At 38.0% G+C, this 23,407-nt stretch carries 25 protein-coding genes; 4 read left to right on the top strand and 21 right to left on the bottom strand.

The window, feature by feature from the left end; translation table 11 throughout:
• Positions 1-9: 9 nt before the first annotated feature.
• Positions 10-1,851, bottom strand: coding sequence for a translational GTPase TypA (gene typA / locus GYM71_RS04655; protein ID WP_103751552.1), 1,842 nt, complete (start codon positions 1,849-1,851; stop codon positions 10-12).
• 254 nt (positions 1,852-2,105) lie between these two features.
• On the opposite strand from typA, the gene def reads away from it, so the two are divergent.
• The 4 genes from def to GYM71_RS04635 all read left to right on the top strand — a co-directional run bounded on the left by def (position 2,106) and on the right by GYM71_RS04635 (position 5,737).
• Positions 2,106-2,660, top strand: a complete 555-nt coding sequence (gene def, locus GYM71_RS04650) for a peptide deformylase (protein WP_220221096.1) — start codon at positions 2,106-2,108, stop codon at positions 2,658-2,660.
• Between the two features lie 173 nt (positions 2,661-2,833).
• A complete protein-coding gene (locus GYM71_RS04645) occupies positions 2,834-3,058 on the top strand; it encodes a DNA-dependent RNA polymerase subunit epsilon (protein WP_103751550.1) in 225 nt (74 codons plus the stop codon).
• A 5-nt stretch (positions 3,059-3,063) separates the two neighbouring features.
• Positions 3,064-4,743, top strand: a complete 1,680-nt coding sequence (gene rnjA, locus GYM71_RS04640; RefSeq protein ID WP_220221095.1) for a ribonuclease J1 — start codon at positions 3,064-3,066, stop codon at positions 4,741-4,743.
• Positions 4,744-4,786: 43 nt separating this feature from the next.
• Positions 4,787-5,737 (top strand): diacylglycerol/lipid kinase family protein, encoded by a 951-nt coding sequence (locus tag GYM71_RS04635; protein WP_220221094.1) that lies wholly within the window; start codon positions 4,787-4,789, stop codon positions 5,735-5,737.
• A gap of 64 nt (positions 5,738-5,801) precedes the next feature.
• Here the strand turns inward: GYM71_RS04635 and GYM71_RS04630 are convergent, their stop codons facing one another.
• The 20 genes from GYM71_RS04630 to ftsZ form a co-directional block, all read right to left on the bottom strand.
• A complete protein-coding gene (locus tag GYM71_RS04630; RefSeq protein WP_220221093.1) occupies positions 5,802-6,215 on the bottom strand; it encodes a GNAT family N-acetyltransferase in 414 nt (137 codons plus the stop codon).
• Positions 6,216-6,359: 144 nt separating this feature from the next.
• Complete coding sequence (locus GYM71_RS04625) at positions 6,360-7,151, bottom strand: ABC transporter permease (RefSeq protein WP_220221092.1); 792 nt, start codon at positions 7,149-7,151, stop codon at positions 6,360-6,362.
• Between the two features lie 18 nt (positions 7,152-7,169).
• The gene (locus GYM71_RS04620) at positions 7,170-7,877 is read right to left on the bottom strand and encodes an ATP-binding cassette domain-containing protein (RefSeq protein ID WP_103751545.1); all 708 of its coding nucleotides are present in this window, start codon (positions 7,875-7,877) and stop codon (positions 7,170-7,172) included.
• 64 nt (positions 7,878-7,941) lie between these two features.
• Positions 7,942-8,334: a DUF1828 domain-containing protein gene (locus GYM71_RS04615; protein WP_220221091.1), complete on the bottom strand. Its 393-nt coding sequence runs from the start codon at positions 8,332-8,334 to the stop codon at positions 7,942-7,944.
• 24 nt (positions 8,335-8,358) lie between these two features.
• The gene (gene recD2 / locus GYM71_RS04610; RefSeq protein WP_220221090.1) at positions 8,359-10,716 is read right to left on the bottom strand and encodes an SF1B family DNA helicase RecD2; all 2,358 of its coding nucleotides are present in this window, start codon (positions 10,714-10,716) and stop codon (positions 8,359-8,361) included.
• Positions 10,709-11,359, bottom strand: coding sequence for a tetratricopeptide repeat protein (locus GYM71_RS04605; protein WP_220221089.1), 651 nt, complete (start codon positions 11,357-11,359; stop codon positions 10,709-10,711). The genes recD2 and GYM71_RS04605 overlap by 8 nt, the downstream gene beginning before the upstream one ends.
• A complete protein-coding gene (locus GYM71_RS04600; RefSeq protein WP_220221088.1) occupies positions 11,356-12,015 on the bottom strand; it encodes a histidine phosphatase family protein in 660 nt (219 codons plus the stop codon). Before GYM71_RS04600 ends, GYM71_RS04605 begins: the two co-directional genes overlap by 4 nt.
• Before the next feature lie 170 nt (positions 12,016-12,185).
• The gene (gene mnmA, locus GYM71_RS04595) at positions 12,186-13,307 is read right to left on the bottom strand and encodes a tRNA 2-thiouridine(34) synthase MnmA (RefSeq protein WP_267413583.1); all 1,122 of its coding nucleotides are present in this window, start codon (positions 13,305-13,307) and stop codon (positions 12,186-12,188) included.
• A 5-nt stretch (positions 13,308-13,312) separates the two neighbouring features.
• Positions 13,313-13,654, bottom strand: coding sequence for a DUF1831 domain-containing protein (locus GYM71_RS04590; RefSeq protein ID WP_103751540.1), 342 nt, complete (start codon positions 13,652-13,654; stop codon positions 13,313-13,315).
• Positions 13,655-13,704: 50 nt separating this feature from the next.
• Positions 13,705-14,862 (bottom strand): cysteine desulfurase family protein, encoded by a 1,158-nt coding sequence (locus GYM71_RS04585; protein ID WP_220221087.1) that lies wholly within the window; start codon positions 14,860-14,862, stop codon positions 13,705-13,707.
• A 3-nt stretch (positions 14,863-14,865) separates the two neighbouring features.
• Positions 14,866-15,561, bottom strand: a complete 696-nt coding sequence (locus GYM71_RS04580) for a 5'-methylthioadenosine/adenosylhomocysteine nucleosidase (RefSeq protein ID WP_103751538.1) — start codon at positions 15,559-15,561, stop codon at positions 14,866-14,868.
• A gap of 17 nt (positions 15,562-15,578) precedes the next feature.
• Positions 15,579-15,941, bottom strand: a complete 363-nt coding sequence (locus GYM71_RS04575) for a hypothetical protein (protein WP_220221086.1) — start codon at positions 15,939-15,941, stop codon at positions 15,579-15,581.
• Between the two features lies 1 nt (position 15,942).
• Entirely contained in the window at positions 15,943-16,506 is a 564-nt protein-coding gene (locus GYM71_RS04570; protein WP_220221085.1) for an NUDIX hydrolase, read from the bottom strand.
• A 4-nt stretch (positions 16,507-16,510) separates the two neighbouring features.
• Positions 16,511-16,729 (bottom strand): cold-shock protein, encoded by a 219-nt coding sequence (locus GYM71_RS04565; protein ID WP_103751535.1) that lies wholly within the window; start codon positions 16,727-16,729, stop codon positions 16,511-16,513.
• Complete coding sequence (ileS, locus tag GYM71_RS04560) at positions 16,729-19,518, bottom strand: isoleucine--tRNA ligase (RefSeq protein ID WP_220221084.1); 2,790 nt, start codon at positions 19,516-19,518, stop codon at positions 16,729-16,731. Before ileS ends, GYM71_RS04565 begins: the two co-directional genes overlap by 1 nt.
• Positions 19,519-19,739: 221 nt before the next feature.
• Complete coding sequence (locus tag GYM71_RS04555; protein ID WP_220221083.1) at positions 19,740-20,525, bottom strand: DivIVA domain-containing protein; 786 nt, start codon at positions 20,523-20,525, stop codon at positions 19,740-19,742.
• On the bottom strand, positions 20,492-21,301 hold the full coding sequence (locus tag GYM71_RS04550; RefSeq protein WP_220221082.1) for a YlmH family RNA-binding protein: 810 nt from the start codon (positions 21,299-21,301) through the stop codon (positions 20,492-20,494). The genes GYM71_RS04555 and GYM71_RS04550 overlap by 34 nt, the downstream gene beginning before the upstream one ends.
• A complete protein-coding gene (locus tag GYM71_RS04545; RefSeq protein ID WP_103751531.1) occupies positions 21,301-21,603 on the bottom strand; it encodes a YggT family protein in 303 nt (100 codons plus the stop codon). The genes GYM71_RS04550 and GYM71_RS04545 overlap by 1 nt, the downstream gene beginning before the upstream one ends.
• A complete protein-coding gene (locus tag GYM71_RS04540) occupies positions 21,603-22,046 on the bottom strand; it encodes a cell division protein SepF (protein WP_220221081.1) in 444 nt (147 codons plus the stop codon). Before GYM71_RS04540 ends, GYM71_RS04545 begins: the two co-directional genes overlap by 1 nt.
• 14 nt (positions 22,047-22,060) lie before the next feature.
• On the bottom strand, positions 22,061-23,398 hold the full coding sequence (ftsZ, locus tag GYM71_RS04535; protein WP_220221080.1) for a cell division protein FtsZ: 1,338 nt from the start codon (positions 23,396-23,398) through the stop codon (positions 22,061-22,063).
• Between the last annotated feature and the right edge of the window lie 9 nt (positions 23,399-23,407).

Genomic DNA, 23,407 nt, shown 5'->3' with positions numbered 1-23,407 from the left:
GGATATTATTTACTTTTTGTTACGTTTCTTATCAGCTTTTTGCCGTTCAGAAGTGTTTAAGATCTTCTTACGTAACCGAATTGATTCAGGTGTTACCTCACAATATTCGTCATCATTTAAGAACTCAATAGCTTCTTCCAAAGTTAAAGTTTTTGGCGTTCTGATTGCGGCAGCGTGATCCTTACCAGCAGCACGTGTGTTAGTTAAGTTTTTACCCTTAATAACATTGACTGCAATATCACGGTCACGAGATGATTGACCGACAATCATTCCTTCATAAACTTCAACACCGGCACCGATAAATAGTTCTCCACGTTGTTCAACAGTTTGTAATGAATACGTAGTTGATTTACCCTGACTAATTGAAACCAATGCGCCATTTTGACGACCAGGTTCCCAGTTCTTAACAACTGGTTTATAGCAGTCAAAACTATGGTTCAAAATACCATAACCACCAGTTTGAGACATAAATTCATTGTTATAACCAATTAATCCACGTGAAGGAACTAAGAAGTCAAGGCGAGTCTGGTTATTACCAGTTGATTCCATGTTCTTCATTTCACCTTTACGTTGAGAAAGCGTATCGATAACCGAACCCACATATTCATCTGGCGTATCAACTTGCACAGCTTCGTAAGGCTCGCACATTTGACCATCAATTTCCCGGTAAATTACTTTTGGACGCGAAAGCTGCAATTCAAAACCTTCACGCCGAAGTTCTTCAACTAAAATTGATAAGTGTAATTCACCACGACCAGATACTGTCCACGCATTAATTTGGTCAGTTGGTTCTACCTTCAAAGAAACATCTGTCCGCGTTTGCTTAATTAAACGGTCTTCCAATTTCTTTGGGGTAACCTTGTCTCCTTCACGACCGGCAAATGGTGAGTCACTAGCAACAAAGTCCATTTGCAAAGTTGGTGGGTCAATCTTAAGAAATGGCAATGCTTCAGGATCTTCAGCAGAAGCAATAGTTTCACCGACAAAGATATCGTTGATACCACTGATTGCAATGATGTCACCAGCCTTAGCTTCTGTGATCTCATTTCTCTTCAAACCAAAGAAACCAAATAATTTAGTAACCCGGAAGTTTTGTTGTGAACCATCACGTTTCATAACTGTAATGTTGTCGCCAACTTTTACACTACCACGGTAAATACGACCAACACCGATACGGCCAACATAATCATCCCAGTCAAGCATTGTAATTTGGAATTGAAGTGGCTCATCAGCATTATCAAGTGGAGCTGGAATAGCTTTAATGATTGTGTCGAAAATTGGGTCCATTGTTTCTTTTTGAGTTGCTGGATCCGGATCATATGAGGAAGTACCATTCAATGCTGAAGCATAAACAACTGGGAAGTCAAGTTGTTCATCATTTGCTCCTAATTCAATGAATAATTCCAGAACTTCATCAAGAACTTCTTTAGGACGAGCACCAGGACGATCAATCTTGTTAATCACAACGATTGGTTTAACACCAGCTTCTAACGCCTTCTTCAACACGAAACGAGTCTGTGGCATTGTACCTTCATAGGCGTCCACCAATAGCAAAGCCCCATCAACCATGTGCATGATACGTTCAACTTCACCACCGAAGTCGGCGTGTCCAGGCGTATCCAAAATATTGATGGTAGTATCACCATATTTAACCGCAGTATTCTTAGATAAAATAGTAATACCACGTTCACGTTCAATATCATTAGAATCCATTGCACGATCTTCCAGAGCCATATGTTCGGGCAGAGTGTCGGATTGTTTCAATAATTGGTTAACCAAGGTTGTCTTACCATGGTCAACGTGAGCTATGATAGCTATATTCCTAATATCGTCTCTTCTTTTTTCTGACAAAAGTATTCCTCCTCCACTCCTCAATAAAAAAACTGTGACAATGTCACAGTTTCGGCGGCACGTCAAAAACATGCTAATCGAAGTGTTTCATATCTGTATATTTACGCTCATTGATTTTAACACCTAACTATATACTGGTCAACGTTTATCCCTCTTTTTCAAATTAAAAATTTAGTATAGAATAAAAAGCAGACAAATTAGCCTAACTTATGGTAAAAATATAGATATAACTTTTTATGAAAGAGTGAATGTAATTGATTTTAATGAAAGATATTACCCGCGACGGTAATCCTGTGTTACGACAAGTAGCAAAACCGCTAACTTTTCCTTTAAGCGACCATTATCGCCATCTTGCTGATGAAATGATGGAATACTTAATTAACTCACAAGATCCAGAAATCGCTAAGAAGCACCAATTGCGTGCCGGTGTGGGACTTGCAGCACCGCAGGTTGGCGAAAGCGTCCAAATGGCATCCTTACTCGTACCCAACGATAAAAACGAAATTATTTTTAAAGAAACAATTGTTAACCCAGAAATTTTATCTGAATCCGTTCGTCAAGCATGTCTCAGCGAAGGCGAAGGCTGTTTAAGTGTTGATAAAGTGATTGATGGTTATGTACCACGACCAGATAAATTAAAAATTCATTATTATACAGTCGATGGTGAAGAAAAAACAATTCGGCTTAAAGACTACCCTGCCATTGTTGCTTCACACGAAATTGAGCACTTACGTGGTCACCTCTTTTATGACCGGATTAACAAACAAAATCCGTTCCAATTAGATGATGATACTGTTGTTATTTATTAATTGAGTATACCCGAAATTAAACCGTCAGCTGGTGTTTGACGGTTTTTTTATTAAACTATTAGAACTCGATTCTATACTTGAAATAACAATTATGGTAAAATTTTACTAGCTATTGGGTACTTTAAGTTACCCAAACAAGAACGTTTTATTAACTGAATAAGGAGAATACAAATATGATCTACAAAGTTTTGTATCAAAAAGATAAGGTAGTTAACCCTCGTCGTGAAACTACTCAGACTCTTTACTTAGAGGCTGAAAATTTAGTCACAGCTAGAACTTTGGTTGAGGAAAATACCCCCTACAACATTGAACTCATCCAAGAATTAGCTGGAAATTCACTCGAATATGAAAAAGAGCACGCTGATTTTAAATTGACGTCTTTCGAGAGTAAGAAGTAATTTAAGTGCGTATTAAAAATAATGAAGTCGCTGTCGTTGCAATCGGGGGGTTGCACGAAATCGGCAAAAATATGTATTGTGTTCAATACCAAGATGAAATTATCATCATGGATTGTGGAATTAAATTCCCCGAGGATGACCTTCTTGGTATTAATTATGTTATTTCCGATTATTCTTATTTAATTAAGAATCGGAAAAAAATCAAAGCCTTGGTAGTTAGCCACGGACACGAAGACCACATTGGCGGGATTCCATTTCTTTTAGAAAAAATACCTGAAATTCCCGTATATGCTACACCTTTTGCACTTGCATTAATTAAGGGAAAGCTTGAAGAACATGGTATTTTGCGGACAACTGAACTTCATGAAGAACATGAAGATACGGTTCTGAAATTTAAGAAATTAACTGTTACCTTCTTTAGAACTACTCACTCAATTCCTGATACACTCGGAATCGCGGTTCACACACCACTGGGTGCGGTTGTTTTTACTGGTGATTTTAAATTTGACCTAACTCCAGTAATGAACCAACCTGCACCAGATTTTCAGAGAATGGCTAAACTTGGTAACGAGGGCGTGCTGGCCCTTCTTTCGGATTCGACTAATGCCGAAGTTTCGCAATTTACTAAATCGGAAAGATTCGTTGCCCACTCACTGCATGATATAATCACAGGCATTCATGGCAGAATTATTTTTGCCACCTTTGCCTCCAACCTCTACCGGGTATCAACAGCAATCGAAGCGGCAATTGATACCGGAAGAAAGGTTGCGATTTTTGGTAGAAGTATGGAAAATGGCGTCCAAAACGGAATTGACCTCGGCTATTTAAATGTACCTGAAGGTTTAATCGTTGACGCTAATGAAATTAACCATACTCCAGCTGAACAAGCAATGATTCTTTGTACTGGGTCTCAGGGAGAACCATTAGCCGCTCTTTCTCGCATAGCCAATGGTACGCACCGGCAAATTAGTTTGCAGCCGGGCGATACCGTAATCTTTTCTTCCAATCCAATACCAGGTAACACTTTAAGTGTTAACCACCTCATTAATAAACTAATGGAAGGTGGCGCAAACGTTATTCATGGCCGCATCAATAACGTTCACACATCTGGACATGGTGGTCAGGAAGAGCTGAAGATGATGGTCAGATTGACTAAGCCAAAATATATGATTCCTGTGCACGGTGAATATAGAATGCAAGTTGTACATACGGAATTGGCACAAGCTGCTGGAGTACCGGAAGATCACACCTTTGTCTTAGAAAATGGTGAAGTCCTCTGCTTTAGCCCAGAAGGTTCAAGAATTGCAGGTCATGTTCCTGCAGGCGATGTTTATGTTGATACGTCCGGAACTGCAGATGTGGGCAATGTGGTTGTGCATGATCGCCAAGTGTTATCAGAAGACGGCTTAGTCGTGGTAGTTGCAACAGTTGACTACAAGCATAAACGAGTATTGGCTGGCCCCGATGTTTTAAGTCGTGGTTTTGTCTATATGCGGGAGTCAACAGAATTAATCAATCAAGCGCAAAAACACATTTATCACATTATCAAAAGCGAAATGGATAAGGTAGAAACGCCTAAAGATAGCGTTGTTCGCAAGGCAATTATTGAGAATTTAGCGGATTTCTTATATTCCAAAACTAAAAGAAGGCCAATGATTTTGCCGATGATAGTTGAGAAAAAATAATTGAAGCCCCAAACGGGCTTTTTTATTTAAAGTAAAAAACAAAATGAATTCTAATTTAAAAATACACCTACTCGTCAATGAAACTGCTGGTAATGGTCGTGCAAAAAAGATATTAGATCGCATGGTTTTATTGCTGATAAAGGAAAAAATAACTTTTGATGTTAAAAAGAGTGCATTTGCCGGTGAAGCCATTCGGTTAGCACAAACATATGCTGACAAGCAGCATTTGAATAACGAAGTTTTAATTATTATTGGCGGTGATGGATCACTAAACGAAGTATTAAACGGTATCAAAAGATCGCAGAATCCGTTAACCCCGTTCGCCTACTTACCGGCCGGAACCGGAAATGACTTTGGCCGTGCTGCTAATCTTCCGAGTGATCCGCAAGAGCTTCTTGACAATATAAAACAGCACGTCTTTACCCCCACCCTAACCGATTGCGGCTCCTTTAGACTTCCTGAATTTAGTGAGCAAACTTATTATTTTGCGAATAGTTTTGGGATTGGCTTTGACGCATATGTGAACCACCTTAGCAATATTTCTAACCTAAAAAAACTTTTGAATAAACTAAATGAAGGCAAGTTAATCTATGGTCTTCATATTTTATCGGCCTTGTACAAGCAGGATACCTTTCACGTTGATCTGGAGGCTAACGGTAAAAGATGGCATTATAACGATGCCTTTTTAGTAACTACCACCAATCACCCATATCTTGGTGGTGGCATTCCACTTTTACCTTGCGCTAAAATTGATAGTCATAAAATTGACACGGTCATTGTTGAAAAGGATAGCTTAAAAAAATTAGTTAAGCTTTTTCTAGATCTATTAAAAGATGGTTCTCATCTTAATGACCCGCAATTTCATTATATTGAAGCAGATAAAATTACGGTTATAACTAATCAAAAAGAATTCGTCCAAGTTGATGGCGAGAAAATAAAAAGACAGCCCTTTAAACTTGAATTTGCTGTTGATCAATTTAGACTGTACCGGTAAAAACAAAAAGAATCATGAAGAATTTATCTTCATGATTCTTTTTTTGCTTTAAATTTGATAAAGACTATACGATTTTGGATTGAGCAAAAATATTCATTTTACGTGTAAGTTTGTTTAATTCTTGAAGATTGACATGGCTACCAGTAGTACAAATATCATAAATTCCACCATCGTCAATTAATCGATGCTTAGTCAAATTAAAGCCATTGTGCTGGTAAAAAGCTAAGCGCTTTTGTCGCTGTTCATAATTGTCGGCCTCAGATGTAACGGGCTCAATATCTAAGAAGATCTGCTTAGCGGGATATCTTTCTTTTAGTAAAGTCAGTACCTGACTGCCATACCCGTGTCCTCTTTTGGCCGGCTCAATTGCTAAATAGAAAAGATAAACCGCCTTTTCATCAACCGCAGTATAAGTGAGACCAATGAACTGATCCTGATCATACAGACCATCAAATTGAACTGCTTTTTTTAAGGACAATAACTGCAACTGCCAAAGTGGGAATCGCTCATTTTGCGGGAAAGCACTTAAATATAGTTTTTTAACTTTCCGATAATTAGCAGATAACCATTTAACCTGTTTAAATTTTAAAATAATACCCTTTCTTTCTCTCTAAAAATTAATCTAAAATGCATCAAACGAACCATTCTTTTTTTCCTTTTTAAAGCAATAATTGAAGATAACAATGCCAACAATTAGCCAAAACAAATTAACTACTACAAAAATTATGTAGGTATTAAGCGGAACGCTTTTACCTATAAATAAGCTCCGTACGATTTCGATACCACTGGCATAGGGAATGATCTGCTGATAAGGCGTAATCATTGGTTGATAGATATTGGAAAACATTACCAGTAAGGCCTGCAATATTGTTGCCCACTGTCCCATTCGCTTATAATGAATTGAACCAGAGGCAAAAATCATCCCGATACCAAACATTCCTAAGTTTGAAATCAAGGTAAAAACAAATATTAGTAGAAAAGCAATACACAAGTCAAGCAATGAAAAATGACCAAAAAAGCTCGTGACAATACTGATAATGATTAAATAAATCCAGGTGTAGAGTTCTTCAACAATTGTTTGGACTAAATAGATTAGCCATAAGGGAAGAGCTGATTGCGCCTCAGTTTCAAATATTCCCGATATTTCATCGCTTTCGACACTACTACTACATGAGTTTAAGGCAGAAACACCATTGCTCCAGAACAAATAGCCGATTAGAGTTATCAAGACGTTGCCCTTGATCCCATATTGCTGACCAATATTATTACCGTTTGCTCCGAATAAAATGAGTAGCAGAGCACCAGCATATATGATCATTTCGGTGATTGTTGCACTGAGATAACGCAGTTTGATTTTTAGCTGCAGCTTAAGCTGAACCACAAACAAAGTTACCAGCTGTTTTAACTTATTCATTTAATTCACCCCTTGACTTTAGCTGTATATATTATGGTAAATTGCCAACAAATCAGCTTCTTCGAGATGATGATCAACTACACGCGGAATCACTTTATCTTTAATAAAGAGATATTGATCAACGACCCCCGATAACATCTGAGTATCATGCGACGAAACGAAAATTAGTTTATGCTGATTATTTTTCAGTGCCAAAATGAAGTCTGCCAAATCCTTTTGCGCAGAAATATCTAAGCCATTTGATGGTTCATCAAGAAGAACAAAATCCGTTTGCATGGCGGCACCAACTAGAACTGCTGCCTTCTTCTTTTGACCTGTCGATAATTCTTGAAAAATTGTCTTCATATTTGGAGAAAAATTCAATTCAGCAGCCAATTTGGCAATGCTCTTTTGGGCAACTTTGGGATCAACACCTTTAATTGAGGCAAAAAATTGACAATTTTCCCAAGTATTCAGCCGGTTAATTAATCCTCTTTCACCAGAAGCAATAAAAGACGTGTGTGAACTTGCCCATTTAGCATAATCTTGGGCTACTTGATCATTGGTTATTCGGCCTTCCGTTGGCTCCAGAACTCCTGCAATAAGACGCAAAAGTGTAGACTTGCCTACACCATTTGGGCCGATTAGGCCTACAACTTTTGGCTGAACATTAATTGTTAAATCAATTTGATTTAAAACCATTTTTTTGCCATATTTTTTTGTTAGTTGCTCAAATTTTAGCGCCATTGGCAAGTCCTCTTTTCATTAATTTTTAAGAATTAATGAATTATAACATTGAAGTGTAACAATATCAACTTAGGTAGGAAATCGCTGCGGCAAGTTGGACTAATTCCATTATGACCGCAACTAAGCTTTCTTCATCTGCTTGAGCCCAAATTTCACCCGTATTAGCATCATATTCAAAGCCATCAGCTAAAATTAGTTCTTCTGCCGAATCTAGCAAGTTTTGGTCACTGGCACTGGGATCAATTTTAAAAAGAGTTCGACCATCATCGCCAACCCGGAAATAATTATCTTTTTGTTCTACAAAACAATAGATTGACTCACCCATTGCATCTTGAACAAACGTAACAATTTCCCAAGCATTATCTGCGATCTGACAAATTTGCGTCTGGTCCTGGACCCACGAGCCGATTGCCTTTTTTAATTGTTGACTTTCATTAGCAAAATAATTTTGGTTCATTTAAAAAGTTTCTCCTATTCTGAGTTAATGCTTCATTCCTGGCTTAATATCAGCCATTCCAATCATTGGGTCGATTTTACCAGCGTAAATTAATTCAGAAGTAAGTAAATAATCTTTAGGCTTTTCTTCTACCTGCTCGTCTACTTTTGGTGTTTCCACCTTTTTCTCAGGGATTGTCTGACTAACAACGCCTAATTGCCCTTGCAATTTCTGACTTAAACCAGTTTGCCGATCATTACCAGAAGTATTAAGCGCCATTACATACGCCCGAGGATCGCCAATTAAAACCAAGTTTTTTTCGGCACGCGTAACCGCAGTGTACAGCAGATTCCGTTTCAACATAACATAATTTTGCATTGTTAAACTCAAAATTACTAGTGGAAATTCCGAACCTTGGGCCTTATGAATTGTTATTGCATAAGCTCTGGTCAAATCAAATAAATCTTTTTTGCTAAAGTTTATTTCCCGCCCATCAAAGTCTGCAGTCATACACTTTTGCGGATTTTTTTCATCAATCGCTAAAATTTTACCAATTTGACCATTATATATATCTTTTTCAGGATTATTTTGTAACTGTAAAACCCGATCCCCTATCCGAAAAGCTTCATCATGAACTTCGAGGATTTTACTGTTAGGTTTAGCCGGATTCATAATTTCCTGTATAACATTATTCAGATTGGTTACTCCACCTGGTCCTTGATACATGGCACCTAAGACTTGAATGTCATCTTTAGCAAAACCATGGGCAATAGCTCTTTCAACTATTTGGCTTACTACATGATCAACTTCATGCGGCGGACAAGAAATGAAAGAATAATTTTTAGTTTTAGTAAACAAAGATTGCTGATCTTCACCCTCATTAATATCATGAGCCAACGTAATAATACTCGAGTCGTCTCCTTGACGGTGGATTTGCTTTAAAACAGTTGTAGGAAAAGCATTAGCCTTAATTAAATCACTAAAGACATTGCCTGCACCAACTGATGGCAATTGGTCCTTATCCCCAACAAAAACGATATGCTTTGTATCATTGATGCTAGAAATCAGTTGCTTAAACAAAAACATGTCAACCATAGACATTTCATCGATAATTAAAATTTCGCCGTTTAATTCGTTTAAATCAGTAGCGTCGTTTTCACCAATTCCTAATCCCAACATCCTGTGAATGGTCTTGGCCGTAATACCGGTAATCTCTTCCATTCTTTTAGCAGCCCGACCTGTTGGAGCAGCTAGCAAAAAAGGCGGATCGCTACTATATAAAGACGAAGCAGGAATTTCAGCCAGCTCTCGCAATGAAAGTAAAATACCATTAATAATAGTTGTCTTACCTGTTCCCGGGCCACCTGTCAGAATCGAAATCGGATTAGTTAAAGCATTTTTAATGGCCAGCTTTTGGGTGTCGTCATAGCTAATTTTTAATTTCTTCTCAGCATTTTTTATGGCCGTTTGAATTGCTCGTTCCTTATATGGTTTGGTGGTATTCTTCCGCTCAATCAGATTCTTCATCGTGAGAGCAATTTCGTTTTCAGTCTCAAAAATAGACTGCAATGCAGCATCTTCACCAGATACAACAATTTTGCCCTGGTGCTGGAGATTGTTAACGCACGTAGCAATGGGATCAAATTGTTTAATTTGTAATAACTTACTTGCTTGCGTTAGAAGTAACGCCAACTTTACAAAGGTATTTCCCTCTTTACTTAGTTCATCGAGTAAAATTTGGAAAATTGCACCATTAATACGTCGCGGATCATCGGCAGCAATTCCCAATTTACTGCCCATTCTATCAGCACTTTTAAACGCATAGCCTGTAACTTCTGCAATCGCTGCATACGGATCTTGCTCCAATTTAGCTAGAGTTTCACCGTGATAAATTTGATACAGTCTAGCTGCCACTTTTTTATTTAAGCCAAATTGTGCTAATTTAAGAACAATCTCTGAGTATGAGTCCATTGAATTAACACCCGAAATCAAACTGTCCTTTTGCTTTTTGGTTAATGGCAATGTGGCCACTTTAGCCGGATTATCTTTTAACACGGTTAAAGCATTTGTTCCTAAAGCTGAGATGATAGTATCCGCAGCCTTTTTCCCAATTCCCGGAAATTTACTGGAACTTAAATAGCGTGTTAAACTTCCTTTTTCTTGCGGAACTGATTGCTTATAGCTGTCACAGCGAAATTGCAAGCCAAATTTATTATGTACGACTAGCTTGCCGTCAAAAGTGTAAGTTCCACCTTCCTGAATATCGCCAAAACTACCAGTAACTTTAATTTCTTCTCGATCATAATCTTCTAGTTTACCAATGATAGTTACATCAAGAATTTTAAAAAGATCCTGATCGTTTTCAAAAACTATTCGATTTAATTTACCGTTAAACTTAGTCATTTTTCTTTTCCGAATCGTTAATCATTTTTAAAATTGCATCATATTGTTCTTGAGCCTGCTGGTAAAATTTAGGATCCTCTTGTTTAGCCTTGTGTAAATATTCTTCAGCTTCCTTGCGATTATCATTAAGAGTTGTTATGCCTAGCATGAAATTGACCTTAGCACTTCTTTGATTTTCGTTTATTTGCTGATAACTCGATTTTGCACTAGTTAAATCACCTAAGCTTAGCCAAATATCTCCCAGCAATTCTTTAACCCGATTATCGATATTTTTGATTGTTAATGCATGGGCTAAAGCCTTCTGTCTTTGTCCCAATTTGAGAAAAACCAGAGCCTTTTGGTATAAGACCAAGTCATCATTTGGGATTTGGTTTAGTAACTCTAAAGCTTTAGCAAAATCGCCTTGTAGATATAGACAAACTGCCAAATCATAGTCTAAATCCTGCGGATTTTTAACAAGATGTTTTGCTTGTTCTAAAAGCTGTGTTGCTTGGTCAAAACTCCCCTGTTCAATTAGACAAGTAGCAAGTTTTAGGTAATTTTCAGTATTTTGCGGGTCTGCATCAATTTTAGTAATCAGATCATGAATCTGCTTTTCAGATTGCTGCTTATTTTTTGCTTGGTTATTTTGGTCATTTGTCATAGTGAATCTGTTCCTAATATTTTTCTTCCTAAAAACTTAGTTTCATTCCAAACGAGTAAGTGGAAACTCTTTCCCTGATCGGTCGTTTCCAAAATACTTAAACTAGTATTACTGAGGGCGCCATTATGACGAATATCATAAAGAGGATAAGCTAAAAGTCCGCCCATGATCGCGCTTAAAGCTGCACCATGACTTACAGCAATTACTTTATCGCTATCATCAGGGTATTTTTGAGCAATTTCCTGCGCAAAACTCCATCCACGCTGAATTACGTCTGAATAGTCTTCTCCGCCGATGCTTTTACCATCGTACTTTTCAGGGCTATCCCAAATATCCGCGACTTGCTGTGGGTACTGCCTAGCAGCCTCTGTAAAATTAAGTCCTTCCATTTTACCCAAGTCAAATTCGCGTAAACGCTTGTCTCGGTTAATTATTAAAGAAGAAGACATACTCGACTTTAATCTTTTGGCAGTTTCATATGCACGATTTATCGGACTAGAATAAAAACCAGCAAACTCCGTTTGACTTAAATAATGTCCAAGTTTTTGAATATCAATTAAACTTTGGGGTAAGAGTGGAGAATCACCATGTGCTCCCTGAAATTTTCGTTCTAAGTTCCATTCTGTTTTTCCATGCCTTATAAAATAAATCTGCATTACTAATCGATCAATCTCCTCTTATTGTTACCTTCATAGTTTATCATTTAATTAACGCAATTGAAAAAAGCAAAAAATTCAATAAGACTAACAATCTTATGTTGTATTTGAAAAAGCCAACAAAAAAAGAAAAATGCTCTATACACATTTTTCTTAATTGTTATTACTGTTTAAACTAGCTGTAATTTTTGCTCATTCTGGTAAGCACAATCAATATTGCCGCCACCAAGACACTCTTCACCATTATATAAAACGAGTGCCTGACCAGGTGTAACTGCTCGAGCCGGCTCAGCAAAGTAAACCGTCGCGGTATTGGTTGCTGCGTGGTAATCCACTGTTACTTCAACATCTGGCTGACGGTAACGAAACTTTGCGCTACAATGGAGCGTTAAGTCATGATCAGGCTGACCAGTAAAAAACGTCATCCCGCTTGCCTTAAGCTCAGTCGCATAAAGCAACTTGCTATCATAGCCTTGCTCTACAATTAGTTCATTCTTAGCTAAGTTTTTCCCGACCACAAACCAAGGTGCAGTAGACTCCTTGGTCGAGCCAAGTCCTAGACCTGAACGTTGACCGATGGTGTAATACATCAGACCAGCATGCTCGCCTACGATCTTACCGTCAGGAGTAACCATTTTACCCGCTTGTGCTGGCAAAAACTCACTCAGAAACTTTCGGAAATTACGTTCACCGATAAAGCAAATTCCAGTAGAATCCTTCTTTTTAGCATTTACTAAACCATTTTTAATGGCGATTTCTCTAACCTGTGGTTTGGTTAGATTTGCTAACGGAAAAATTACCCGCTTTATTTGGTCTTGCGTCAATTGACTTAAAAAATAAGTTTGATCCTTATTCCCATCTTTTGGACGCATCATATGAGTAATCCCGTTTTTATCAGTCACGGTCTTAGCATAATGACCCATAGCAATATAGTCGGCATCTAAATTTAAAGCAAATTCTAAAAACGATTTAAACTTAATTTGACTGTTACACATTACATCAGGATTAGGCGTCCGTCCTTTTTGATATTCGTTTAAAAAATATTCAAAAACACGGTGCCAATATTCTTTTTCAAAGTTAATTGAATAATATGGAATACCAATCTGATCTGCAACTTTTTTAACATCTTCGTAATCTTCAGTTACGGTACAAACACCGGCGTCATCCGTGTCATCCCAGTTCTTCATGAAAACACCGATAACATCATAGCCCTGCTCTTTAAGCAATAATGCAGATACAGAGGAATCAACTCCGCCACTCATTCCAACAACAACTCTGGTCTTTTTAGCCAATTAAATCAATCCTTTACAGCAACAATAATATTACGCTCTTCAAGATCTTTTAAAATATAGTTCAAAAGTTCAACCGTGGGCGCTAATTGCTTGTTTTTAAAAATATTTACTTTTTGCAAACCATTACGATCCGTAATGACCATCGTTAAATGGTTTAAATCTTTGTTAATCGTCATCTTAAGCTTGGTTGGCGCATTATAAGGTGAATCATTGTACAAAGGATGTTCGTAATTAAAATTCCCTTTAACTGTTTTAACAAAGCCCGCATCAATTAATGCATAAAGCTTTAGTTCTGGACTAAGCGTAAATTTACGATTATCACCATTGATTATAACTGTATTTGCCATGATTACACCTCTTGCTTACAAATAATAAGTTAATTTTTCTTAAAAAGCAACTAATTTTCCCTTTGTTGGACTTTTTTAACGATCTTGCTTAGTTGCTCAGCAAATTCCTCTACTTCTGTTTCAGTATTATACCGGCCAAATGAAATTCGGATTGATTCTGAAATTCTAGGAGAATCCTTACCAAAACAAGCAATTAACACATGCGACGGCTCAAGTGAACCAGCTGTACAAGCGGAACCACCCGAGACAGCAAAACCAGCTAGGTCAAGATTAGCCTGCAGCACTGTAGTTGAAACACCATTTAGGCGTAAATTTAGAACGTGATGTGATACATTTTCACCCACGCCACCATTAATCTGATAAGCAATTTTTTCTGCAGTCAATTTATCTAAAATAATTTTTTGTAATTTTTGATATTTATTCTGCAAATCATTCTTATCAATAGCAGTAATTTCTGTAACAGCTTCACCAAAACCAGCAATACCAGGAACATTCTCCGTTCCAGCCCGCCTTTTAGTTTCTTGCTCTCCACCGTAAACGAGTGGCGGTAACTTAATTTGGTTATTTTCATATAAAAAGCCAAGAAATTTGGGACCATTTATTTTATGGGCTGAAGTAGACAACAAATCTATCTTCATTTCTTTGACATCCAAATCAATATTACCCAGCCCCTGAACCGCATCAACATGAAAATAAGCGTTGCTTTGAGCTACAATTGCGCCAATTTCCTTTAATGGATTAATTGTCCCGACTTCATTGTTGACCGCCATGATTGATACCAGAATCGTTTCAGGCGTTAAGGCTTTTTTTAGGTCATTAAGAGCAATATGACCATGTTCATCTACATCAAGATAAATTACATCAAAGCCTTCTTGCTCCAACTTTTTCATTGGGTTTAAAACAGAAGGATGCTCAATTTTAGTCGTAATAATACGCTTACCTTCGTTTTGCCGACTGTGAGCTGTGCCTAAAATAGCGGTATTATTACTTTCGGAGCCCCCAGAGGTGAAGATGATTTCATTATCTTTGGCATTAATCGCTGCCGCAATTTTTGAACGAGCCTGATCAATTACATGCCGTGCTTTTCTCCCCAACTCATAAGTGCTAGAAGCATTGCCGAAATCATCCTTCATCTCCTTGGTAATCACATCAATCACTTTGGGAGACATCGGTGTTGTAGCTGCATTATCAAGATATATTTGTTTCATGATTTAATTCATCTCTTCTAAATAGGCACAAATTAACTTAGCAGCCTTTGCCCCTACCTTTTGCGCAAAATGATCGAAATCTTCATTTGCATCATTATCGCCATTATCTGAAATAGCACGCATAGCTACTAATGGTTTATTGAAATGAGCGGCAACCTGTGCAAAAGCTGCGCCTTCCATTTCAACTCCTAAAGCAGTTGCAAAGTTCGCCTTAATCGCCTCTTTTTGCGCTTCAGAGCCGATAAAAGAATCTCCAGTAACTATTAAACCTTCTTGAAATTTGACGTTCTGTTGCTCTAAAAAAGTAGCAAATCGTTTTCTAGCAGGTGAATCTAGTTTAAAAACTGCGGGTTCTCCCGGAATTTGCCCTTCAACATAATCGCCAGCAAGAGTGTTATGCGCATCATGATAAGCAAAAGCGTTAGCTAGTATCAAATCTTCTTTGTGCACTTTCGCCTGTAAAGATCCAGCGGAACCAGTCATGAATATTAAGTCAATATCCACTTTGCTTAGCAAGCTAGCTAGGTTCATCGCAGCCTGAACTTTACCTATTCCACTCAAACCAATATAAATATCATTATGGTTAACGCAAAAATGCTCGAATAACGTTGATCCGAACATTTCTTTGCTACCAGAGTGAAAATACTTATGATAATATTCTGCCTCAATTTCCATTGGGACAATAATTGCTATCTTCATTTTTACCCTCGTTAATTTTATAGATGAAATAACGCCAGTAATACCAAAATAATTAAAACTAGCATAATAAAAATTGCTCGATTCAATTTTTTCTTTAGTCTAAGACCTTTTTGTTCACTAGTAAGTGCATGGTCATTCGGGGAAATATGCGAATTAGCAGTTTTTTGGCTAAAATTGCCTTGTTTTCGCCGCTTTTTGCGCGTATTTTCCCTGTTTGGCTGCTGAATATTTGACGCACCCTCATTTTCAGACCGAGTAAATTCAGGGTTAACGTCAACTTCCTCATCATTGCCATCAAATGCCGATTTAATTGTATTGAAAAAGCCCTTATTCTTTTTATGCTTATTTTTCTTACGGTAATCTGATCGTTTTTCAGTCATCTTAATCCTTTGCGTTTGCACCTGTTAAAAGCATATTTTCCCATACGCTCATTGCATACAATGTCTTTGCATCAACAATTTTACCCTGTGCAGAAAGTCTCTTCAACTCTTCTAAACTGAACCAATGGCCAGTTAAAAATTCATCAGAATCAAGTGGCCGTTTATCAGTCAATTTTGTTAATGTATCGCAATAAAATAAATACAATTTCTCATTGGTAAAACCAGGTGACGAATAAAAATCTGTGATTTTTTCCCAATAATCGGCATGGTAGCCGCCCTCTTCATTCAGTTCCCGTTTCATCGCGTCCAAAGGACTCGCATCAGTTTCGTCAACCAAACCAGCAGGAATTTCTAAAGTTAGTTCCTTAATTGGTTCCCGCCATTGTTCAACTAAAAGCATTTCTTGCTTTTCATTTACGGCAATAGCTGCCGCTGCAGGTTGATGCTTAACCACTTCTCTAAGAGTAGTTTCACCATTAGGTAATTTAACTGTTCTAACCGAGAGGTCAACAATTCGACCTGAGAAAATCTGTTTTGAAGAAATTTCAGTTTCTGTTAAATCCATTTATTCACTTTCCTGTAGATTGGGCCAAGTAAACATTTACGCACTGAAGCCCATTTTTTCCTTGAGCAAGTTGATATTTAACTTTTTGCCCAACTTGAAGACGACGATAGCCCTCTTCTTTAATTGCAGTATAAAATACAAAATACGATTTATGGTTTTCACTATCTTCAATAAAACCAAAACTGCTGTTTTGATCAAATTGTTTTACTGTACCTAAACGCATTATTCCTCTAATCCTTCTTGGACAATATCTGGATAATCACTTTTGACTATCTTAGCACAACGTCCACAAATTAGTGGCAAATCTTTGTCCTCACCAATATCAGTTCTGATCATCCGGCAACGTGGACAAACCTCGCCTTCAGCACGTTCAACAATATATGCCCCATTAGTCAATTTTTCGGCATTTGCCGGTGCTGGGTCAGTTGCAATGGTTAGTTTAGAAACAATTAAAATTTGTCTGAAGTTGGCATCAAGTTTAGCTAAAACAGCCTCAGTTTCCTTATCAGGATAAATTGTTACTGCAGCTTCAAATGACTTACCAATCAACTTCTTATCACGTGCTTGCTCTAAAGCCTTCAAAACATCGTCACGCATACTCATAAATTGTTTCCAGTCTGCTAGTAGTTCCGCCTCATTTTGATATTCGGAAACTTCTGGCATGTCAGCTAATTGGACATAGTCTTCTTTTTCTTTTAAAAATGACCAAATTTCTTCCATCGTGTGAGGCAAGATTGGCGTTAATACTTTGGCTAATTTGACTGCTGCATCGTAAATAACAGTTTGCATTGAGCGTCTAGCATGACTGTCTTGACCTTCAATATACAAAACATCTTTAGCGAAATCCAAGTAGAACGCAGATAAATCATTTGAAATAAATGAAAAGACCTTCTTATAGACCGTATTAAAATCATATTGCTCGTATTTATCTAAGCAAGTTTTTACCAATTGGTTCAAAAGTACTTCGAGATATTGATCAACTGAGTTTAACTCTTCATACGGAATTCGATCTTTTTCTGGATCAAAGTCAGACGTATTGGCAAGCATATAACGGAATGTATTTCTAATCTTCCGGTAGCTCTCTGAGGTCTGCTGCAAAATATCCTGCGAAACGGCAACGTCGGAAGTTGCATCTACAGAAGCAACCCAGAGTCGAATAATTTCGGCTCCCATCCGTTTGATTACATCATTTGGTGCGATAACGTTACCAAGTGACTTAGACATTTTATGTCCCTTATCATCAAGGACGAACCCTTGAGATAAAATACTGCGGTATGGCGCTTGTCCTGTAGTAGCAACTGAAGTAATTAAACTTGAGTTAAACCATCCCCGGTATTGATCACTACCTTCAAGGTATAAGTCGGCAGGAAAACGCAAGTCTGGTCTTTTAGCCATTACAGCTTGGTGTGATGACCCCGAATCAAACCAAACATCTAGAATGTCAGTTTCTTTTCTGAATTCACCATTTGGTGAATGCTCAGAGGTAAAGCCTTCAGGTAATAATTCTTTGGCAGTATGCTTATACCAAGCATTTGAGCCCTCTTTAGCAAAGATTTGCGCAATATGCTCAATTGTTTCTGGCGTTACGATCGGCGTATCATCTTCGGCATAGAAAATTGGTAACGGAACACCCCAAGCACGTTGACGCGAAATTACCCAGTCTCCCCGGTCCTTAATCATATTATGCAGACGAACTTTACCCCACGAAGGTGTGAAGTTAACTTTATCAATTTGATCAAGAATTTGTTGACGACATTTTTCGATTGAAGCAAACCATTGAGTTGTGGCACGATAAATTACGGGCTTCTTGGTACGCCAATCATGTGGATATGAGTGGGTAAAGAAACTCAATTTTAGCAAATTGCCGGATTTGCGCAATTTTTCTGCAACCACTTTATTTGCATCATCATAAAACATGCCCACTAAATCGGGATCTGGTACTTCAGACGTAAAGCAGCCTTTGTTATCCAATGGACTGAAGACAGGCAAACCATACTTTTGGGCCACATTATAGTCATCTTCACCAAAGCCCGAAGCTGTATGAACTAAGCCTGTACCATCTTCTGCGGTAACGTGCATAGCGTTCATCAGCAGTACATCCTGGCCATATAATGGATGAGTTGCCAGCATACGGTCCATATCTGAGCCTGCTAGGTGCTGAACTACCTCATAATTATCCCAACCTAAAGTTTCGGCAACTGCTTTTAAGCGGTCAGTTCCAACGACATATTTTTTGTCATTAACTTTTACAACGGAATAGTCAAAGCTTGGATTAACAGTAATACCTTGGTTTGCAGGAATAGTCCATGGCGTGGTTGTCCAGATCAAGAAGTAAGTGTCTTTTGGATCTAAAATATTTTTACCGTCTTTAACCGGAAATGCAACAAAAATTGAAGGTGATTTAACATCATGATATTCAACTTCGGCTTCCGCTAAAGTGGATTCACTTGATGGTGACCAATAAACTGGCTTTTTACCCTTATAAATGTAGCCCTTTTCATACATCTTACCAAAAACACGAATTTCTTCAGCTTCGTATTCCGGCTGCAACGTTATATAAGGATGATCCCAATCGCCCATTACACCAAGGCGCTTAAAATCAGCCATTTGCTTTTTGATTTCTTTTTTAGCGTAGTCTTCACATAATTGACGGTAATCTGCTCGACTCATTTCTTTGCGGTTAACGCCCTGTTTCGCTAATTGCTGCTCAATTGGCAAGCCGTGCGTATCCCAGCCAGGAACATAAGGAGCATAGTGACCGCTCATATTTTTAAAGCGAACAATAATATCCTTTGAAATCTTATTTAAAGCATGACCCATGTGGATGTTGCCGTTAGCAAACGGAGGACCATCATGTAAATCAAACCGTGGTTTACCCTCATTTAATTTTAGCCGTTGCTCGTATAATTTATTTTCATCCCATTCTTTTTGCCACTCGGCTTCACGAACTGGAAGATTGCCGCGCATTTTGAACTTAGTTTTACCTAAATTCAGCGTATCTTTCACTCTCATTTAAATTCCTTTCTGTCAAAAAACCTCGTCCTAAAATTAGGGCGAGGTTTATTCATCGTGGTACCACCTAAATTGAGCTTTTAAGCTCCACTTATAGATTGCGTAACGTGCAATTACCGAATAAACAATTTAGTTAGCAGCTGATCAACTATCAAGCTCTTATATTAGCCTTACACCACCGCTAATTCGCTGACTTGCTTTCAAGTTTTACTGCCTGTTTATTATTTATGATTCTTATCACTATCGGGAAAAATAATTTGCGCACCTGGTTCTACAATTGGCGCATTTTCATTTTCTCGTAAATTCACCGTTTCAGAATTAGGACTATCTCCAGCCATTGGCTTAGGATCATCTGCGGTGTCTTCATCAAAGTTTACTTCATCATCTCCGCCATTGTCAACCTCAACAGTAACATCATCGTCGTCATCTTCATCAACAACTTCTTCTGCATCTGTTAACATGATAGGCTCAGCACCATCTGGTGGGTAAAAACGTTCAGTCGAAAAATATTTATCAAGGGCCTTTTGCCATTTCTCATCATCAAGATTTTTGATTGCTTGTTGCAAAAGTTCTTGAATGTAACGTCTATAACCCGCAACTTCTTTTTTAACCCGATCATAATCTGCTTTGATTGTATCTAATTGCTGCTTCTGGTATTCAGTATCAACTTTAGCTTGAGCAGTTTCATTATGAGCTTGTTGTGTAGCTGTATTAATGATTTCTTGGGCTTTTACATGTGCATCAGCTAATTGAGCCTTGGCTGCTGATTCATTATTATGAAACCTGGTTACTTCCGCTTGTAATTTTTCAACTTGATGATTTAGTTTTGTAATTTGATTTTTCAAATCAACCGTTTCATCAAGTGCATCTCCATAATCATCAACAATCCGATCTAGAAAAGCATCAACTTCGTGCCGATCATAGCCACTTAGTCCTCGTTTTTTAAATTCTTGATCATGAATGTCCATGGGGGTTAGTTTTTTTGTCTGTTTTTTCTTGTCTGCCACAGCTTCAGCACCACCTTAAATTTACCTTTTCTCGTAGACGAGATATTCATTACCTGGCATCTTCCAAAATGTCGCAAACTAATGATATCAGTTTCTTTTACTATTATATTAGAATCTCGCACTCCATGCCAATTTAATTTCACTAAATTCGCGGTAATTGCGTCTTTGATCATTTTACGACTCTGTTTACTAATGCCCGATAATACTGCATCAATTCTTAACGATGCAGCGATAATCGTTGCGTCAGTACTATCATCTTCAGCATGCAAAATATCTTTGGCATCAATTGGCCGAATTTTAACTTGCGAGCGGCCAATTCGGCTAATCTCTTCCTGAAAAAAAGTAACTAACTCATTTTTTACAAAGATTTGCCAATGACCCGCATTGTCAGTAATGATATCACCAAAAGTATCAGTTTCGATTCCGGAATTAGCTATGCTACCTAAAATCGCACTATGCGATAAGTGGGCGAATTTATGCGGATACACTATTTCGCAAGGAGTAATTTCATAGGCGCAAGGAGTTAAATTGACCCAGTCCTCAGCCATGTAAACCCGTTTTTTCTCAGCATTAGTGTATCCACCAAATTCTTGAATAAACAGGTCGTTACCACTAATTGTTTTTAAAATATCTCGTTCACCAGGATTTAAAAAATCAGTCAAAATAGGTTGATGCTTAAAAACAATGCTATTGAAAAAACCGGTCATTTTATCAATAACCGATTTTTCTTCTGAATCAAAATATGGATAGAATTTGCTAGCTTGCCGTTTCTTCATTATAAAAAGATCCTTAATAAAATATTAGCAATCCAGCCCAATACGTAATCTTGAATAAAATAAAGCACTAACAATCCAATTAAAAACGATATATCCAAACCAGTCGAATTAGTTAAAGTTTGAATTGGTCCTTTGCGGAACAGATTTACATAAGGGTCAACTAGACGATCAATTAGTCGACCTACAAATGAATCGCGTAGCATCGGCACCCAGCTCATAATTGCATCAATAACCATAACAATACTGTATACCCAAATAATCCACTTAATAGTATTTAGGATGTAATAAATTGCTGTAAGCATTAACTCAAATTATCTTTCTTATCTACTAAATCGCTAATTTTACCATTAGTAACAAACTTTGGCGGGGTTGCCAAGAAAATTTTGTCACCAATACGTTGAATCTCGCCATTTAACGCATAAACAGTGCCAGTAATAAAGTCAACGATTCGACGCGCTGAGGCATCTTCCATTCGACTGAAATTAATAATTACTGCTTTATTACTCAGCAAGTTTTGTGCAACATCTTTTGCGTCTGAATAAACACGGGGTTCATACAAAACAATTTTGCTTTTAGCAGAATTGATTCCAGATTTGATGGAAACCACTTTATCATGATCAATCGCACCATTTGGAATATTATCCTCATCGGTTATTTCTTGGTCATCAACATATTCTTCGCCGTCTAATAACTCGTCTTCGTCATCAGAAACACCGAAAAACTTACCTATTTTACTAAAAGCCATTACACTGCCTCCTATTAGTTTTCACCACGGTGTCTAAAAAACGGGATATCATCTGTATCATCGTCGTCAATAGCACTCGTTTCAATTTGTGAAATACTGCTTTGGTCGTCATCATCAAAAGAAGTCTGTCTTTCACTAGATTCAACACTGGCTGGTGTCGAACGTCTAGTTTCTTGGGTGTCATCACTATTTAAGCCCCAAACACTTGTAGGGTCAACCATAGTCTTATGCTTAGGTGCTGGTTGTACTTGTGTTTGTTGGTTAACCGCCGTTTCTTCTTCAGCAGCAGGTTTTGCAGTACCTTGTTCTGGTACTTGTGAGCGTGACTCTTTGCTTGGTTGAGCCTTAACTTGATGACTGCGGCCAGGTAGCTGCTTTGAAGCCTCTTCTTCAGCCTGCGAACTAATTCCTGTTGCAATAACAGTCACAACAACTTCGTCTCCTAAATTAGGATTAATTGAAGTACCAAAGATAATGTTGACATCATCACCAGCGGCCTTCGAAACTATTTCTGAAGCATCTTGTGCTTCAAATAGAGTCAAATCAGGTCCACCAGTAATGTTCAATAGAACTTGCCGAGCACCATCAATTGAAACTTCAAGAAGTGGTGAAGAAATTGCCAACTTAGTAGCTTCAACTGTTCTATTTTCACCACTAGCGCGGCCAATTCCCATTAAAGCAGCGCCTTGATTAGCCATAACTGTCTTAACGTCAGCGAAGTCGAGGTTAACGTAATCAGTTGAAGTAATCAAATCTGAAATACCTTGAACACCTTGCTTTAATACATTATCAGCTTCTTTAAAGGCATCCATCATTGGTGTCTTCTTGTCAACCATCTCAAGCAACCGGTTATTTGCAATAATAACAAGTGTATCAACATATTGCTTTAATTGCGAAATACCCTCAGCCGCATTTTTTGAACGCTTCGGGCCTTCAAATGTGAATGGTCGTGTGACTACACCAACAGTTAAGGCACCAGTTTCACGCGCAATTTTTGCCACAACAGGTGCGGCACCGGTACCAGTACCACCACCCATTCCTGCGGTAATAAAAATCATATCTGCACCCTTTAGTGCATCTTCGATTGTTTGTTCACTCTCTTCTGCAGCTTTTTGACCTACTTCAGGATGTGAACCTGCACCTAAACCACGAGTTAGTTTTGGCCCAAGCTGAATTTTAGTTTCTGCCTTATTACTATTAAGAGCCTGAACATCAGTATTCGCAGCTACAAAAGAAACTCCTTGTACGCCGTCATCGATCATTCGATTAACAGCATTACCACCAGCACCGCCGACACCAATCACCTTGATGACAGCATTTTTATTGTCGTCCGAATCGAATGTGAAATCCATCTAATTAAC

Source organism: Lactobacillus panisapium (assembly GCF_019469265.1).
Taxonomy (GTDB): domain Bacteria; phylum Bacillota; class Bacilli; order Lactobacillales; family Lactobacillaceae; genus Lactobacillus; species Lactobacillus panisapium.
Note: the sequence above shows the minus strand (reverse complement) of the source record. Positions and strands in the feature narration are given on the sequence as shown.